This window comes from Terrabacter sp. C0L_2, from assembly GCF_036352015.1.
In the GTDB taxonomy this organism is placed as follows: Bacteria; Actinomycetota; Actinomycetes; order Actinomycetales; family Dermatophilaceae; genus Terrabacter; species Terrabacter tumescens.
The window spans coordinates 3,102,842-3,118,784 of record NZ_CP143557.1 but is presented as its reverse complement, the minus strand read 5'-3'; the positions used below and the strand labels follow the sequence as shown (position 1 = coordinate 3,118,784).

Genomic DNA, 15,943 nt, shown 5'->3' with positions numbered 1-15,943 from the left:
ACACGGCATACGCCCTCGGTGACGTGCTCGGTGGGGCGCTCACGTCACCCGACGGCGTATGCCGCGTGGCGGGCGAGGCGTGTCGGGCGACCCGTCGCGCTCGGGTAGCGTGAGCCAGCGTGACCGCGCCCATCTCCGTCCGTGACATCACCGCCGCCGAGCACCTCGCCTGGCTGCGCACCCAGCCCTCGGCGAGCTTCCTGCAGACGCCGGCGTGGGCCGACGTCAAGAAGGAGTGGCGCTCCGAGTCGGTCGGTTGGTTCGAGGGCGAGCAGATGGTCGGCGCCGCGCTCGTGCTGCACCGCTCGCTGCCGCGGATCAAGCGGTCGCTCGCCTACGTGCCCGAGGGACCGTGCATCGACTGGTCCTCGCCGCGGCTCGTCGAGCTGCTGCGCGCGCTGCGCGACCACCTCAAGGCCAGGGGCGCCTTCGCGCTGCGGATCGGACCCCCGGTCGCGACCCACCGCTGGCACACCGCGACGATCAAGAGCGCCATCGCCGACCCGACCGTGCGCCGCTACGACGAGGCGACGCCCGACGTCGTCGAGCCGGTGGGGACGGCCGTCGTCGCGCAGCTGCAGCGGCTCGGTTTCAAGCACCTCAGCCCCGACGACGGCTTCGCCGCCGGGCAGCCCGAGTACGTCTTCCAGGTGCCGCTCGCGGGACGCACCGAGGCCGACGTGCTCGCCGGGATGAACCAGCTGTGGCGGCGCAACATCAAGAAGACCGTCAAGAACGGCGTCACGGTCCGCGTCGGTGACGCCTCGGACCTGCCGGCCTTCCACCGCACCTACGTCGAGACCGCCGAGCGTGACCGCTTCACACCGCGCGGGCTCGCGTACTTCGAGCAGATGTATGCCGCGCTGTCGGCCGAGGACCCCGAGCGGATCCGCGTCTACCTCGCCGAGCACGAGGGCGACGTCCTCGCGGCAACGGTCTTCATCCGGGTGGGCGAGCACGCGTGGTACTCCTACGGCGCCTCGACGGCCGCGAAGCGGGAGCTGCAGGGATCGACCGCCATCCAGTGGCGGATGATGCAGGACTCGCTGGCTGCGGGCGCGAGCGTCTACGACCTGCGCGGCATCACCAACACCGTCGACGAGGCCAACCCCCACATCGGCCTGATCCGCTTCAAGGTGGGCACCGGCGGTGAGGCCGTGCGGCTCGCCGGCGAGTGGGACCTGCCCCTGAATCGCTTGCTCTACAAGGCTTTCGACCTCTACATGAAGCGGCGGTGACCGATCGTGTCGTTCGTGCTCCACGTCGACGGTGAGCGCTGGCGCGCCGGTCACGACCGGTTCGTCGCCGACCACCCGGGCATCGTGCCCGTCATCAAGGGCAACGGCTACGGCTTCGGTCGTGACCTGCTCTGCGCGGAGGCCGCCCGTCTGGGCGTGCCGATGGTGGCGATCGGCGCCTACGCCGAGCTGCCCTCTGCCCTGGCGGCCTTCGGCGGCGACGTGCTCGTCATGGAGCCCTACCGCGCCGCGATCCACGCAGGACTGCCCGACCTCGCGAACCGGCGCGTCGTGCACACCGTGACGACCGAGTCCGACCTCTCGAGCCTGCGCGGCGTGCTGTCCGATGCGCGCGTCGTCGTCGAGGGGCTCACGTCGATGAACCGCTACGGCACGCCCGTCGCCGACGTGGCCACGCTCGCCGGAGCCGCGGACGCCGTCGGGGTGACGCTGCACCTGCCCCTCGGGACCGGTCACGTCGAGGAGATCACGCGCTTCATCGCCGCCGTGCCGGGAGAGCTGACCTGGTACGTCTCGCACGTGTCCGCGTCCGAGCTGTCCACTCTCGCAGCACGATTCCCCGAGCACGAGTTCCAGCCCCGCATCGGCACCGACCTCTGGTACGCCGACAAGGGCTCCTACGAGGTGCGGGCCCACGTCCTCGACGTGCGGCCCGTGGCCAAGGGCACCCGGGTCGGCTACCGCCAGCGCGCCGTCGCGGCCGGCCACATCGTCGTCGTCAGCGGTGGCACGTCCCACGGCGTCGCCATGGAGAGCCCGTCGTCGGCCGCGACCGCCCGCACGCGCGCCATCGCCGTCACCGAGGGGGTGCTTGAGGCCGCGCACCGCGTGCGGTCGCCCTACACCGTCTCGGGCGTCATGCCGCGCTTCGCCGAGCCCCCGCACATGCAGTGCAGCCTGCTCGTGCTGCCCGCCGGCGTCGCTCCACCGCGGGTGGGCGACGAGGTGCCGGTGCGCATGCGCCTGACCACGACGACCCCCGACGCCGTCGTCGTCGCTTGACCCGGCTCACCCGGACTGCTCGACCTGTGGACCGGCCTGGGCGGAGCGACCGGAGCGAACCGCCCGAACAGCCCGCCAGGCGCACCTCAGGCACCTGACTCCGGCCGATCCGACCGCACGGCATCGCCGAGCCGGGCACCATGGCGGGGTGCAGCTCACGACCTCGCGCCTAGCCGACCGCCCGGACCTCGCCGACGCCATGTGGGCCATGCCGAGCTCGTGGCCGGAGTTCATGCGGCACGACCCGATCGGCGGGCTCTACTACGGCAACGTCGAGACGCGCTTCGCCGAGTTCGTCGTCGTCGCGCAGGACGACGCGGGTGAGGTCGTCGCGGTCGCGCACTCGATCCTCTTCGTCCTCGGCGACGACGACCTGCCCGAGAACGGCTGGGACTTCGTCATCCGCAACGGCCTGCTGACGAGCCTCGAGGGCCGCGAGCCCGACACGGTCTCGGCGGTCGAGATCGCCGTGCGTCCCGACCACCAGGGGCGGGGCCTGTCCGGGCAGATGCTCGCGGCGATGCGCGAGAACGCGGCCCGGCTCGGATTCGCCACGCTCGTCGCGCCCGTGCGCCCCAACGGCAAGGTCGACGCGCACGAGCCGATGAGCACGTATGCCGTCCGGCTGCGTGACGACGGCCTGCCCGTCGACCCGTGGCTGAGGGTGCACGTCCGGGCGGGCGGGCGCGTCCACGCGGTGGCCCCGCGCTCGATGGTCGTGCCCGGCACCGTCGAGGAGTGGCGCGAGTGGACCGGGCTGCCGTTCGACCGCACCGGGCCGGTCGTCGTGCCGCGGGCGCTCACGCCGGTGCACTGCGACGTCGAGCACGGGGTCGCCGTCTACGTCGAGCCGAACGTCTGGGTCGTGCACGCGACCGGGGCCGATAGTGCTCACAGGCCCGGGAGCGACTAGACAGGTCAGGTGCACAGCGACCCGATCGACCACTTCGTCCACGTCCGCGGCGCCGCGGAGCACAACCTCAAGACGGTGGACGTCGACCTGCCGCGAGATGCGATGGTCGCGTTCACCGGCGTCTCCGGCTCGGGCAAGTCCTCGCTCGCCTTCGGGACCCTCTACGCCGAGGCGCAGCGCCGCTACTTCGAGTCGGTCGCGCCCTACGCCCGACGGCTGCTCCAGCAGGTCGGCGCGCCGCACGTGCAGGAGGTGACCGGGCTGCCCCCGGCCGTGGCCCTCCAGCAGCGTCGCGGCGCCCCGAGCTCGCGCTCGACCGTCGGCACCCTGACGACCCTGTCGAACCTGCTGCGCATGCTCTACTCCCGGGCCGGGAGCTATCCCGACGGCATGCAACGGCTCGAGGCGGAAGCCTTCTCCCCCAACACTGCTGCCGGTGCGTGCCCCGAGTGCCACGGCCTCGGCGAGGCGCACGACGTGGCCGAGGACCTCATGGTGCCGGACCCGTCGCTCACCGTCCGCGAGGGCGCCATCGCGGCGTGGCCGGGTGCCTGGCAGGGCAAGAACCTCGTGCTGGTCGCGCGCACGGTCGGGATCGACATCGACGTGCCGTGGCGCGACCTGCCGAAGAAGGACCGCGACTGGCTGCTCTACACAGACGAGCAGCCGCGCGTGCTCATCGACCGCAAGGGCGAGCCCGACGACTCGACGGGCCGCGACTACTACGGCACCTTCTGGAGCGCCCGCAAGCACATCCGCCACACGCTCGCCGACACCAAGAGCCAGATGATGCGCGACAAGGCGCTGCGCTTCGTCCGCACCACGCGGTGCCCGGCGTGCGGCGGCACGGGGCTGCGCGCGGACGCGCTCACCGTCACCTTCCGGGGGCTCAGCATCGCCGAGGCGAACGCGCTGTCGTTCACCGACCTGTCGGCGCACCTGCGTCCGGTCGCGGAGCTCACCGAGGCCGGCGCGGCGACGTCGTCGGCCACGTCGGGCGAGGCCACAGAGGTGGCGGTGCGCCTCTGTGCCGACCTCGTCGAGCGCATCGCGGTGCTGCTCGACCTCGGTCTCGGCTACCTCGCGCTGGGGCGCCGGTCGACGACGCTCTCCCCCGGCGAGGCGCAGCGCCTGCGCATCGCCACGCAGCTGCGCTCGGGGCTCTTCGGCGTCGTCTACGTGCTCGACGAGCCGTCGGCAGGCCTGCACCCGGCCGACGCCGAGCCGCTGCTCGACGTCCTCGATGCGTTGAAGCGCTCGGGCAACTCGCTCTTCGTCGTCGAGCACGACCTCGACATCGTGCGCCGCGCCGACTGGGTCGTCGACATCGGTCCGGGCGCCGGCGAGCAGGGCGGCGACGTGCTCTACTCCGGCCCGGTCGAGGGCCTGGAGCAGGTCGCGGAGTCGGTCACCAGCGCTCACCTCTTCGGCCGCGCCGAGGTGATGCAGCCGCACGGGCGCACGCCGCAGGGCTGGCTGCACCTGCGTGGCGTGAGCCGGCACAACCTCGACGGGCTCTCGGTCGACGTGCCGCTGTGCGTCCTCACCGCCGTGACCGGCGTCTCCGGGTCGGGCAAGTCGACGCTCGTGACGCAGGTGCTCGCGGAGCTCGTGCGCCGCCACCTCGGCCAGGCACCCGACGACGCCGAGGAGACCGAGCTCGAGATCGACGTGGACGACGCGACCGGGCTCGAGTCGTTCGACCGGCTCGTGCGGGTCGACCAGCGCCCGATCGGGCGCACGCCGCGCTCGAACCTCGCGACCTACACCGGCCTGTTCGACGCGGTGCGGAGGCTGTATGCCGCCACGCCCGAGGCGCGTGAGCGCGGCTACGGACCTGGGCGCTTCTCCTTCAACGTCGCCGAGGGCCGCTGCGAGACGTGCCAGGGCGAGGGGTTCGTCTCGGTCGAGCTGCTCTTCCTGCCCGGCACCTACGCGCCGTGCCCGACGTGCCACGGCGCGCGCTACAACGCCGAGACGCTCGAGATCACCTACGACGGCAAGTCGATCGCCGACGTGCTCGGCCTCACCGTCGACGAGGCGGCCGACTTCCTCGCGGACGTGCCGGCCGCCTCGCGCAGCCTGCTGACGCTGCGCGAGGTCGGCCTCGGCTACCTGCGCCTCGGCCAGCCCGCGACGGAGCTGAGCGGCGGTGAGGCGCAGCGGATCAAGCTCGCGACCGAGCTGCAGCGGGCCCGGCGCGGGCACGCGCTCTACCTCCTCGACGAGCCGACGTCGGGACTGCACGCGGCCGACGTCGCGCTGCTGCTCCGGCAGCTCCATGCGCTCGTCGACGCCGGCAACACCGTCGTGCTCGTCGAGCACCACCTCGACACGATCGCCAGCGCCGACTGGGTCATCGACCTGGGCCCGGGCGGCGACGACGAGGGCGGCCGCGTCGTCGCGGCAGGCACGCCCGAGCAGGTCGCCGCAGCCGAGGGCAGCGTGACCGCGCCGCACCTCGCCAAGCGTCTGGCGGCGCGGGCCGGAGGTCGGTGACGGCCGGAGTGCGCGGCGACGAGGGTCAGTGACGGCGGGGCGCCGGCACGAGGTAGACCGGCACGGGCGCCGACCGGACGATCTTCGAGGCGCGTGACCCGAGGAAGATCCGAGCGGCAGGTGCCGACGAGCTCGGGCCCACGACGAGCAGGTCGCCGTCGACCCACTCTACGTCCCAGATCGCGTGCGCCCACGACACGCCGTCGCCGACGACGAGCGAGCGCGACAGGCGGTCGGCGAGCCGGCCGGGGTCGAGCTGCTGCACCTGCTTCGTCAGGGCGTCCTTCATCCGCGTCACCCAGCGGTCGATGACGAGCTCGTCGGCGGACTCCTCGACGCCGCCGAAGAAGCGCTTCGGCGGACGCACCGCGAAGGTGACGACCCGCGTCGCGGCGCCGAGCGACTCGGCCAGTCGCGCGCCGGCGACCGCGACGTGGCCCCCGTCCTTCGAGCCGCCGTAGCCGATGCTGACCCGGCGGATCCGCGCCGACGGTCCTGCGCGGAAGCCGAGCGGGGCGAGCACGACGGGCAGCGGCGCGGAGTGGACGAGCCGGTCGGTGACGCTGCCGAGCGAGATCCGACCGAGCGGGCCCTTGCTCGACGAGCCGATGACGAGCGCGGACGCCTTGACGCGGGAGGCGAGCTCGAGGAGTCCCCCGGGGATGGACGACGCGCGGTGGACCTCGTACGACGCGACGACACCGGACGGCATACGTTCTCGGGCGGAGTCGAGCACCGTCTCGGCCCACTGCGTCAGCGGCGCGAGGTAGTCGCCGTCGACGAACTCGGGCGCGCCGGCGGCGTGCGGGGTCGTGACGACGACGGCGACGACGAGCGGCTCACCGGTCGAGCGGGAAAGCACGCTCGCGAGCTCGAGCGCGGAGGTGCCGCTGTCCCCCTCCGTGTAGGCGACGACGATCGGCATGGCTCAGACCGCACCGACGAGCGAGGCCGCCTCGACGTGGGTCACCGGGAGGCCGAGCTCCGCGGCGCGGTCCACCACCTCGAACCTCTGCCAGATCGACTCTGCCGCAGGGAGGGTCACGATGACGATCTGGTCGGGGTCGAACTCCTGCACCGCGGCACGTAGGGCCCGCAGCGGCCGCTGGTCGCCGACGGTGCCGGTGGCGTCGAGCTGGTGGGCGGTCAGTGTCTCGAGCGTGCGCTCGAGCCGGCGTTGCGCGGCCTCGGTCGTCGCGTCCTTGACGGACACGGCTCCGTGGGTCGCGGCGGTGCCGGTCTCGACCGGACTGGCCGGCACGCAGACGTAGTAGGTCGCCGCGCCCTGGGCGTCGATGCGCTGCAGCTCGGAGATGAGCTCGTCGGACTCGAGGGTCTGGTTGGCGAGGACGAGCACGCGGCGGGCCTCGCCGGTGTGCTCGGGAGCGACGCGGGCGGGCAGGCGCGCGATGCGGGCCCGGTTGATGAAGAAGAGGATCAGCACGATGCCGAACGAGACGAGGCTCAGCACGAGCTGGATGCGGACGTCGGCCGTCAGGCCCATCTGGATGAGCACGAGCACGATGCCGAGGGTCGTGATGACCGACAGCGTCGGGAAGAGCCACATCTTCACCTTGAGCGTCGAGGGGTCGGCGCGACGGCGCAGGATGATCTGCGAGATGGCGATGAGCAGGTAGACGAAGAGGATGACGGCGCCGGAGGAGTTGAGCAGGAACGAGAACACCGTGTCGGGCGAGACCGCCGCCATGATGACGGCCAGGAAGCCGACGACCGACGACGCGAGGATCGCGACCATCGGCACGCCACGCGAGTTGACCGACACCATCGAGGCCGGAGCCTCGCGGCGGGCGGCGAGGACGAAGAGCATGCGCGAGGCCGTGTAGAGGCCGGAGTTGAGGCACGACAGGACGGCGGTCAGGACGACGGCGTTCATCACGTGGTCGGCGTACGGGATCCCCATCTCCTGGAACGCCGCGACGTAGGGCGAGGCCTCGAGCGTCGAGGAGTTCCACGGCAGGATGACGGCGAGGAGGAAGATCGAGCCGACGAAGAAGATCGCGATGCGGGTGATGACCGAGTTGGCGGCCTTGCTCACGGCGCGCTCGGGGTCGTTCGACTCGGCGGCCGCGATCGTCGCGATCTCGGCGCCGACCATGGAGAAGATGACCGTGACCACGCCTGCGGTGACGGCGAGTCCGCCGTTCGGGAAGAAGCCGCCGTGCGCCGTGAGGTTGCTGAAGTCGAGGTCGGCGTTGGGCCAGATGCCGAAGACGAAGAGGCCGCCGCAGACGAGGAAGACGATGATCGCGCCGACCTTGATGCCGGCGAACCAGAACTCGAACTCGCCGAACGACGACACCGAGATGAGGTTGGTGCCGGTCATGAGGAGCATGAGCACGAGGCTCAGCACCCAGGTCGGCACGTCGGGCAGCCAGAAGTTGAGGACCTTGGCCCCCGCCACGGCCTCGAAGCCGACGACGATGACCCAGAAGTACCAGTAGAGCCAACCGACCGAGAAGCCCGCCCAGTCGCCCAGAGCCTTGCGGGAGTAGTCGGCGAACGAGCCGGTCGACGGGTTGGCCACCGCCATCTCGGCAAGCATCCGCATCACCATGATGATGAGGACGCCGCAGAGCGCGTAGGTGAGGAAGGCTCCCGGACCGGTGGCCTTGATGACGGTCCCCGACCCGACGAACAGGCCCGCGCCGATCACACCGCCCATGGCGATCATCGTCAGCTGGCGCTGGTTGAGGGCCTTCTTCAGCTCCGGACCGCCGCCAGACATCTCAGGCCTCCCCGTGGGAGGTGGACGGGCTCTGGGTCGGCACTTGACGAGACATAACGCATCCCTCTCGATCGGCTCGAAAGGGGTGAACTCCCTCCCGACGATCCTCCGAAAGTAGTAGCGGTCGGGTCCCCTGTCCACGCAGGGGTCGCGTCGGCTCGGCCCTCCCTCAGCCCGACAAGCACGGAGCAAAGGTGCGCGCCCACCACGCACCTGGTCGTTCACCCATCGAAGCGGGACGAGCCAATCCCGCTACGCGAAGACGCGTCACACCGCCGCCAAGCGTGCGGCAGATGTGTGACCGCCACAGTCACAAATGCAGGAACCATGACGGCCAACTCGGCATGCTGTCCCAGTGGACGATCTCCGGCGCGAACTCATCACGGCGTTCCGCTGGCGCTCGGACCCGCCCGTGTGGCCCGAGTCGCGCGCTTACTACGCCGACGACTCTGGATGGTTCGCATCCGCGACCATCGTCGCGCACCTCGGACCGGCACTGGCCGCTCTGCATGACGCTCAGCCGACAGTGGTGATGGGCACCGAGTCGAAGGGAATGGCGCTCGCAGCCTTGACGGCGGTACATCTTGGGATCGGCACCGCGCAGGTCCGCAAAGAGCCGGACCGAACCAGTCATACGGACGAGTGGTTTACACAGCGAACGATTCCGGACTACCGCGATCGAAACATGCTGATGGCGGTCCGGAAGTCCCAGGTCCGCGGCAGCGACCGCGTCCTGTTCGTCGATGACTGGGTTGACACTGGCGGGCAGATGATTGCCTGCCATCAACTAACCGTGCAGGCTGGCGCCTCGTGGCTCGGCGCCGCGGTCATCGTCGACGGCCTCGAGGACTCCGCGCACCGGCGCAAGTACGACGTTCGCAGCCTTCTCCACCTGCGAGATCTCTAGCGTCTATCCGCCGCGTGCCGGACGCAGTGGCGAGTTAGCCCTCATGCGATGCATGGTCGCCTGAACCAGACCTATTCTGTCCGAACGGCTCCCGGCGTTCTGTTTGCACCAGCCACACGTCGTAGTTCGCCACCACTTTGGGCACATCTCGAGCCGTGTCCCCCCAGTTCAAGATGCACCTTGCTACGTAGCCGAGGTAGTCGTCGGCATAGTCCTGCCACATGGCGTCAGGCTCGCCAAGATCCATGCGGTTGCTCTCCGGACGGATGTGGACAAGCGAGATACCACCGAAAACGGTTCCCGCTGCAGCCCTGACGCTGCGATCCACGTGCTGCCATTGACGGGGAAGACGATGCCCGTGTTTGTCGAAGGCAGCTGACCACGCCAGAAATGCGCTGGCCACCTCGTCCTTACTCGTCTTCTCGCGCCCGAACCAGCGGAGCAGCCGCTGTAGCTCCCTTAAGGGAGCGACCAGCTCGGTGGCGACAGTCAAGTCCCGTGCTCGCCGCTCTTTGTGTCGCTCCTGGCGGCCACCGAAGAGGTACCCCTGCCACCCAGTCAGAACCGCTAGGGCCGCTGCCCCCACCCACTCAATGGCCATTCCGTCCATAGGCAGATGATTACTTGGCGCACCGACAGACCTCCCACGCCGGGCGCAACAGCGTGCGTCACACCGCCGCCAAGCGTGTGACTTGGGCCTACCGTCGTCCCCACCGCTTAAGCTCGCCGCTTGGTAGCGGATGGAGCATTCTCTTCAAGCTCCAGCTAATGAGGGCCGACGTCAAAAACCCAATCTCGGTTGGCGCGAGCGGCGTCCTCATCGTCAGAGCCGAGTCGCAGCCAGGGTGTGACCGACTCAAAGTCTCCTCCACGTCTAGTCCACGCGAGTTGGAGCATGTCGATTATGTCTTGATAAACGAGCGCGTCGATTTGAAGCTTGCCGAGCCCCAACACCTCCCGTTGACCAACCACGCTCATCTCTGCCTGGGCTGGTTTTGACATCCAGTTTCTCGTTGTCACCAAGAGGGCCGACGGCTCTCCGCGCGCGATCATCGTTCCGGCCAACTCCCGCACGACCGACACAGACTCACCCCTGTTGCCTGTCTCCCGCCACTTGACCTGGACGATGGTTCGCGTGCCGTCGCTGGCCAGAACATATCCGTCTACGCCCCCGTCACGACGACCCCCGACGGGCCTAACCTCGCAATCGAAGGTTTCGCTAAGTAGGTCCATCATGAGCTTCTCCGCCCTGAACGGGTTCAGACCGCGCAGTCGATCCGGCATGGACGCCATGCTGCGCACGAGTTGATTGAGGGTCGCTTCATCTGGATCGATGAAATCTACGACGCCCCGGACGACCCGATTGCCCGCTGGACCCCCCACGCGCGTACCTCTGCCTGCCCAATAGCCGCACTCTCGACATAGAAGCAAAGTGCCGTCGTACCAGTGTTCGAGTTGGTCGAGCTCACCTCGACAGAACCGGCACTTCCGCGTGGCGATCGCCGTGATCGCCTCGGCCGTGAGGGTCCGGGCGGGTCCTCCGATTTGCTGCAGCGCCTGGCCGAGGTCTCCATCGGGGATCTCGCCGTCATCGTAATTCGAAAGTTCGCGCTCCTCGAAGATGGCGATCCGGTCGCTGCTCATCGGCCTAAGCTATCGAACCAACTTCCATCGAGCACTAGTTGTTGCGGCTCATGAGGTTGGTGACACGGTCGTGACATGAGGGCGGGTGGAATCGGCACATTCAACCCGGGCAGCAAGACAGGTGAGCAGCGCCGTGCCGAGATTGCCGATGGGCGTGCGCAGCTGAGTGGAAGCGAGGCCGCAGTCTTGAGGGTCGCTTCATGGTTGAGGGCGCACATTGCGGTCAAGTCCCGATGGGTGGTGTACGACGGTGATCCGTCGGGGTTGTTCGGTTAGAGGTTGATCGTGCCGGCGATCAGTTCGGCCTCCACCTCCTTCGGCTGGTCCCTTGTGGTGCGGTCGGTCACGACGGTGCGGGCGTTCTTGAGCGCGTCGATGCCGAGGTAGCGGCGTTGCTCGGCCCACTCGTCGTGCTGCTCGGCCAGGACGGCCCGACGAGCCGGATGACCGCTTCGCGGTTGGGGAAGATGCCCACGACGTCGGTGCGGCGGCGGATCTCCCGGTTGAGCCGCTCGTTCGGGTTGTTCGACCAGATCTGACGCCAGATCTCCTTCGGGAAGACGGTGAACGCGAGGATGTCGGCGCGGGCCAGCTCGAGGTGCTCGGCCACGGCGGGGAGCTTCTCGTACAGGCCCTCCAGGACCCGGTCGAACTGGGCGTGGACGGCCTCGGCGTCGGGTTGGTCGTACACGCTGTGCAGCAGCGCCCGGACCCACCCCCACTGGGACTTCGGGGTCACCGACATCAGGTTCGCGGCGTAGTGGGTGCGGCACCGTTGCCAGGACGCGGAGGGCAGGGTCGCCCCGATCGCCTCGACGAGGCCAGCGTGCGCATCCGAGGTGACGAGGGCGACCCCGGACAGCCCGCGGGCGGTCAGGTCAGGAAGAAGCCCAGCCAGCCGGGGCCGGATTCTGTTGTAGCGGTGTGGATCCCGAGGACCTCACGGTAACCGTCGGCGTTCACCCCGGTCGCCACCATCACCGCGACCTTGACCACCCGGCCGGCCTCGCGGACCTTCATCGTCAACGCGTCGGCCGCGACGAAGGTGTACGGCCCGTCATTCAACGGGCGGGTGCGGAACGCGGCGACCTGCTCGTCGAGGTCCTTGGCCATCACCGACACCTGCGACTTGGACAGGCCCGTGATCCCCAAGGACCGCACCAGCTTGTCCATCCGGCGGGTCGACACCCCGAGCAGGTAACAGGTCGCGACCACCGTCGTCAGGGCCGCCTCGGCGCGGCGGTGCCGCTCGAGCAGCCACTCCGGGAAGAAGGACCCCTCGCGCAGCTTCGGCACGGCGATGTCGAGGGTGCCGGCGCGGGTGTCGAGGTCGCGGTGGCGGTACCCGTTGCGGCTGTTGACCCGGTCCGCCGAGCGGGTGCCGTAGTCGGCGCCGCACACGCTGTCGGCCTGCGCGGACAGCAGGGCGTTGATGAACGTGGTCAGCAGCTCCCGCATCAAGTCAGGGCCGGCCTGGGCGAGCTGCTCGTGCAGGAAGCCGTCGGGGTCAATAATGGGGTTCGCGGTCATCGTCGTGTCCTTCTTCGAGTCGGTTGTGAGAGATCACTCGAAGGATCACAGCGGTGACCGCACCTACATCAGCAGGACACGCTCACCGGGATCGTCGTACACCAACGCTATGGACTCAACTCGCACAAAGGCTAGCCGTGGTGAGCGATAAGCAGTCGGCGAATTCCTCGCCGGACGACCTGCGCTGACAGCAGCCCACTCGCCTGCGTCCTTCCGCCGCGTCATGGGCGCGCAGCGCCTCAGCCTCTAGAGAACGTGCAAGTAAGCGTCCGGTTCTGCAGCCTGAACTAGCTCGCCGTCCAACCCTGCGTCAATGATCGCGCCCGCCACAGGGGTGCCCTCATAGCTCTGCCAGCACCACGTGCTGACGGCACGAGGGTGAAAGTGGGAACCCAGAACTTCCTCAACCCACCAAAGTGACCGACAGCGAATTCTCCCCGTGGGCACACAGCCATCTGCGAAGCGGCTACTTACCGGCCCACGTTCCCGCCACCTGATGGACCCAACTTCCGGAAGATCTCGTTGCTTACAGCCCCTGGGTCGCAGCCAGGATGGCGGTCGCGAGCTCACCGGGGTAACTCAGCGCGACAAGATGGCCGCCGGGGACGATGACAGGTTCGAGCCCAAGTCGTTCTCGGGCCAATTGCTGCTGGAACTCCACCGGAAAGAAGCGGTCGTCTCGTCCCGCGATGACAGTGACGTCCTCGGGCCAGGACGAGAAAGCGCACGGGTCCCGGAAGGGCCGCTGCGACTGCTCGCCTTTGGGTGTGACGCTGGCCAGAACCTGCGGCGGCACATCATGGAACAGGTAGCTTCCGGGATCGAACTCAGCCGGGTAGCCCAGCCGTGAGGCGTTGAGGGTCCGAGCTTCGACAGCGCCGGTATTCGCCCACCAGGCGCCCGGCGTCTCGCCGGGTCGAGGGATCATCGGGTTGACGAGAACGACCGCAACCGCCCGCAGTGCGTCCACCACCAATGGCGCGGTGAAGGCTCCAAGCGAGGCCGCGACGATAACGACATGCCGCACCGGGCCAACGACGTCAACGACCGCCTGCGCATAGTCCGACAGACCCTTGGTGTCGTCGTCGGCGGGCAGCTCGACGGGAATCGCTTCTTCCCCATCGGCGGTGAGCCGGGCCGCGACAAGGTGCCAGTACCACGCGCGGCCGCCGGCGCCTGGAATAAGAACGTATGCCATCCTGACTCCTCTGTCGTTGCCCAACCCACGATGGCACTCAGCCAAGGACAGGTCGACGCCTTCGCCTCATCGACCCCCGCACTCGTCATCGGCATGAACGCCAGTTGCTGGGCCCTGCGGCCGCCGGGATCACCGGCGGAAGATCAAGCGGGTGAACGTCGACTCGCGTTCACCAAGCAGCGATCACCGTATGCCGCTGTTCGGCACCTCCGGAGGTGATGCGTCTCTCCGCCGCGAGTGCAGGAAAGGCGGGACAACTTTTCGTTCGCTCCTCGGCGACTGCTGTTGCCCAACGGTGAGCCAGTCGGGTCGCCCCCTAGCTTGCGGGGAGGCGGAGCTACTGCCGAAGACAGGGCGAGACTCGAGACAGCAGTGCGATAATGCGTCGGTGAACCGGCGGCCAGAAGGTCGCCGGTCGCTCACAGGCTAGGGGGCATCCATGCGGTACTGGCTGTACAAGTGCAATATCGAGGGTGGCCCCGCCGGATACTGGGGCGACTGGCGAGGGATGGTTTTCAACAAGAAGGGTCCGGTGCAGTGGGGAGGGGACAAATCCACCCGATCGCCCGAAGTGTCCACCTACTTGGCAAGTGAAGTCTCCCCGGGGGATGTCGTCATCGCGTACCAGACGAATTTGCAGGCGGTCGTCGGATACTGCGTGATCTCCAGAGTCACAGGACCCCCCGGAGACCGGGAGCTGTGGCTCCAGCCTTTCGAGGTCGTAGACCCACCGTTCCGCATTCACGACCACAAGGGCGGTAGCCCCCTTGAGCGATCAGGGGCCGTGAACGGACGCGTAATGCTGCGCGAACTCGATCGAACTGAGATGGAGGCCCTCCTGGTCCTAGCTGGCAGCCCTCAACGGGTACTTCGGGGCCAACCTCGAGCCAACGGATGGAGGCCTCGCACTGCTCCCGCCGATGCCTACACCGATTAAGCACCGAGAGAAGACAAGTGGCGCATTGTGACTGGCCGTGTTCAGATCGGTTCGGGCGCGTCCCTCCGCCGCGTTGCGGCGCGATCGCATTGGACTTCCCATCGCGGCGGCGAGGACTCAGCGCACGCGCCTCTCTGACGAGGGCTACGCGGCGTCAGATGGCTGCACCCTGGAAGGCTCCAGTGGATGTGAGCATGGCCCCCCTCGTTTGCACAGCAGGCAGTTCGACCGGGAAACGAGTATGAGACTCGTCCACGCCCATTGTTAGCCAAGCAGTGCAATCGGCGTGCGGGAGGCGGCTCACAAGTTCTTCCTCGGCCAAGAGGATGCTAAAAGGCGGGAAGTGAACCGCAGCGGAGATGGTCGGCTCGGTACTCCCGTTCGTCAACACGGTGACACCTTGATGGCCGCCTTCCAGCCCGGGGCGTTGCACGCTTGGAGTAACCCCCAACAGGAAACGCATTGAGCCGACGGGCGACCAAGGCTGCCCGGTCCGCACAGCATCGACGAACTCGCGATGAGTCGTCAACAAGCCCTCAGCGAGTGCGGTCATGCCCGCAGCCGCGGCCCTGATGAATCGACCCGGCCGAACGTCCTGGAGTTCGCCCGCCAGGCCGCTACGCAATCCGAGATGATCTGAGCGCAGGATGGGGTGGACCACCTGGACAACCCACTTGAGGTACTCGTCGTCCCACGGGGAGGTCTGGCGCCGACAGGACTCGCAATGGCCCCAGAGCCTGAAGCCACCGTCTCGAGCACGATCAAAGACGAGACGATCGTCCTCCGACAAGACGCCGCGCTGAGCAGGTCGGTCGTTGAACGCTGACTTGGGCGGGACGTGGGTATCGGTCAATTCAGTAACTAGCCCACAAAGAGAACACGCCCCGTGGCGCTCGTGCGTGCGCCTACTTGTGGGCCTAAAACCTCTCATACAGACTCCCTACCATCCGCGTGGACCGGCCGCGACTGTACACAGTGACGCTCGTCTGGTGTCGGGAGGTCCAGCCCATTCCGGCTTGGGTTGCAGAGCGCGCCGGATACGTCATTCCGCCGCGTACTTCCCGTCAAGATCGGAGGGTCTGGTTTCCGACGCCCAAGACCGCGCGTGAGTTGGTGCAAGTAGCGCTGGGCGAGCGGACAAGTCTTGACGGCTAGCCGCATGCAGAGCACATTTATGGGGTGACTGACGATCGGACCCCGGGGGAAGTGACGAGCATGGCGTCAGCGCACTGCCCGGTCTGCGGTAAGGGGTACAACCGAGAGTTGCCATCCAAGTGCCCCGACTGCCGCGTCGAGCTCGTACGTGGG

Annotated in this window: 10 protein-coding genes and 1 pseudogene; 5 read left to right on the top strand and 6 right to left on the bottom strand. The window is 68.4% G+C overall.

Going from position 1 to position 15,943, the window contains the following annotated elements:
* Nucleotides 1-119: 119 nt before the first annotated feature.
* From U5C87_RS14210 to uvrA, 4 genes are all read left to right on the top strand, one after another.
* Entirely contained in the window at nt 120-1,238 is a 1,119-nt protein-coding gene (locus U5C87_RS14210) for a lipid II:glycine glycyltransferase FemX (RefSeq protein ID WP_330473188.1), read from the top strand.
* A 6-nt stretch (nt 1,239-1,244) separates the two neighbouring features.
* Nucleotides 1,245-2,261, top strand: coding sequence for an alanine racemase (locus U5C87_RS14205; RefSeq protein WP_330473187.1), 1,017 nt, complete (start codon nt 1,245-1,247; stop codon nt 2,259-2,261).
* A gap of 148 nt (nt 2,262-2,409) precedes the next feature.
* Nucleotides 2,410-3,174, top strand: a complete 765-nt coding sequence (locus U5C87_RS14200) for a GNAT family N-acetyltransferase (protein WP_330473186.1) — start codon at nt 2,410-2,412, stop codon at nt 3,172-3,174.
* A 9-nt stretch (nt 3,175-3,183) separates the two neighbouring features.
* Nucleotides 3,184-5,673 (top strand): excinuclease ABC subunit UvrA, encoded by a 2,490-nt coding sequence (gene uvrA / locus U5C87_RS14195; RefSeq protein ID WP_330473185.1) that lies wholly within the window; start codon nt 3,184-3,186, stop codon nt 5,671-5,673.
* Between the two features lie 25 nt (nt 5,674-5,698).
* Here the strand turns inward: uvrA and U5C87_RS14190 are convergent, their stop codons facing one another.
* Together U5C87_RS14190 and U5C87_RS14185 are read right to left on the bottom strand one after the other, a co-directional pair.
* Nucleotides 5,699-6,598 carry a universal stress protein gene (locus U5C87_RS14190; RefSeq protein WP_330473184.1) on the bottom strand — a complete coding sequence of 300 codons (900 nt, stop codon included), beginning with the start codon at nt 6,596-6,598 and terminating at the stop codon, nt 5,699-5,701.
* A gap of 3 nt (nt 6,599-6,601) precedes the next feature.
* A complete protein-coding gene (locus U5C87_RS14185; RefSeq protein WP_330473183.1) occupies nt 6,602-8,419 on the bottom strand; it encodes an amino acid permease in 1,818 nt (605 codons plus the stop codon).
* Nucleotides 8,420-8,774: 355 nt separating this feature from the next.
* On the opposite strand from U5C87_RS14185, the gene U5C87_RS14180 reads away from it, so the two are divergent.
* Nucleotides 8,775-9,326 carry a phosphoribosyltransferase family protein gene (locus U5C87_RS14180; RefSeq protein ID WP_330473182.1) on the top strand — a complete coding sequence of 184 codons (552 nt, stop codon included), beginning with the start codon at nt 8,775-8,777 and terminating at the stop codon, nt 9,324-9,326.
* A 34-nt stretch (nt 9,327-9,360) separates the two neighbouring features.
* Here U5C87_RS14180 and U5C87_RS14175 read toward each other — a convergent pair whose 3' ends face one another.
* From U5C87_RS14175 to U5C87_RS14160, 4 genes and pseudogenes are all read right to left on the bottom strand, one after another.
* A complete protein-coding gene (locus U5C87_RS14175) occupies nt 9,361-9,936 on the bottom strand; it encodes a hypothetical protein (RefSeq protein ID WP_330473181.1) in 576 nt (191 codons plus the stop codon).
* 155 nt (nt 9,937-10,091) lie between these two features.
* Nucleotides 10,092-10,970 carry a restriction endonuclease gene (locus U5C87_RS14170; protein ID WP_330473180.1) on the bottom strand — a complete coding sequence of 293 codons (879 nt, stop codon included), beginning with the start codon at nt 10,968-10,970 and terminating at the stop codon, nt 10,092-10,094.
* Between the two features lie 272 nt (nt 10,971-11,242).
* Nucleotides 11,243-12,500: pseudogene (locus tag U5C87_RS14165) on the bottom strand (IS256 family transposase).
* A 526-nt stretch (nt 12,501-13,026) separates the two neighbouring features.
* Nucleotides 13,027-13,698 (bottom strand): alpha/beta hydrolase, encoded by a 672-nt coding sequence (locus U5C87_RS14160; protein ID WP_330473179.1) that lies wholly within the window; start codon nt 13,696-13,698, stop codon nt 13,027-13,029.
* Between the last annotated feature and the right edge of the window lie 2,245 nt (nt 13,699-15,943).

Bases quoted from the DNA above. Each gene is read 5' to 3' on its own strand.
- U5C87_RS14185 (WP_330473183.1), bottom strand. From the start codon at position 8,419: ATGTCTGGCGGCGGTCCGGAGCTGAAGAAGGCCCTCAACCAGCGCCAG.
- U5C87_RS14160 (WP_330473179.1), bottom strand. From the start codon at position 13,698: ATGGCATACGTTCTTATTCCAGGCGCCGGCGGCCGCGCGTGGTACTGG.
- U5C87_RS14175 (WP_330473181.1), bottom strand. From the start codon at position 9,936: ATGGACGGAATGGCCATTGAGTGGGTGGGGGCAGCGGCCCTAGCGGTT.
- U5C87_RS14190 (WP_330473184.1), bottom strand. From the start codon at position 6,598: ATGCCGATCGTCGTCGCCTACACGGAGGGGGACAGCGGCACCTCCGCG.
- U5C87_RS14170 (WP_330473180.1), bottom strand. From the start codon at position 10,970: ATGAGCAGCGACCGGATCGCCATCTTCGAGGAGCGCGAACTTTCGAAT.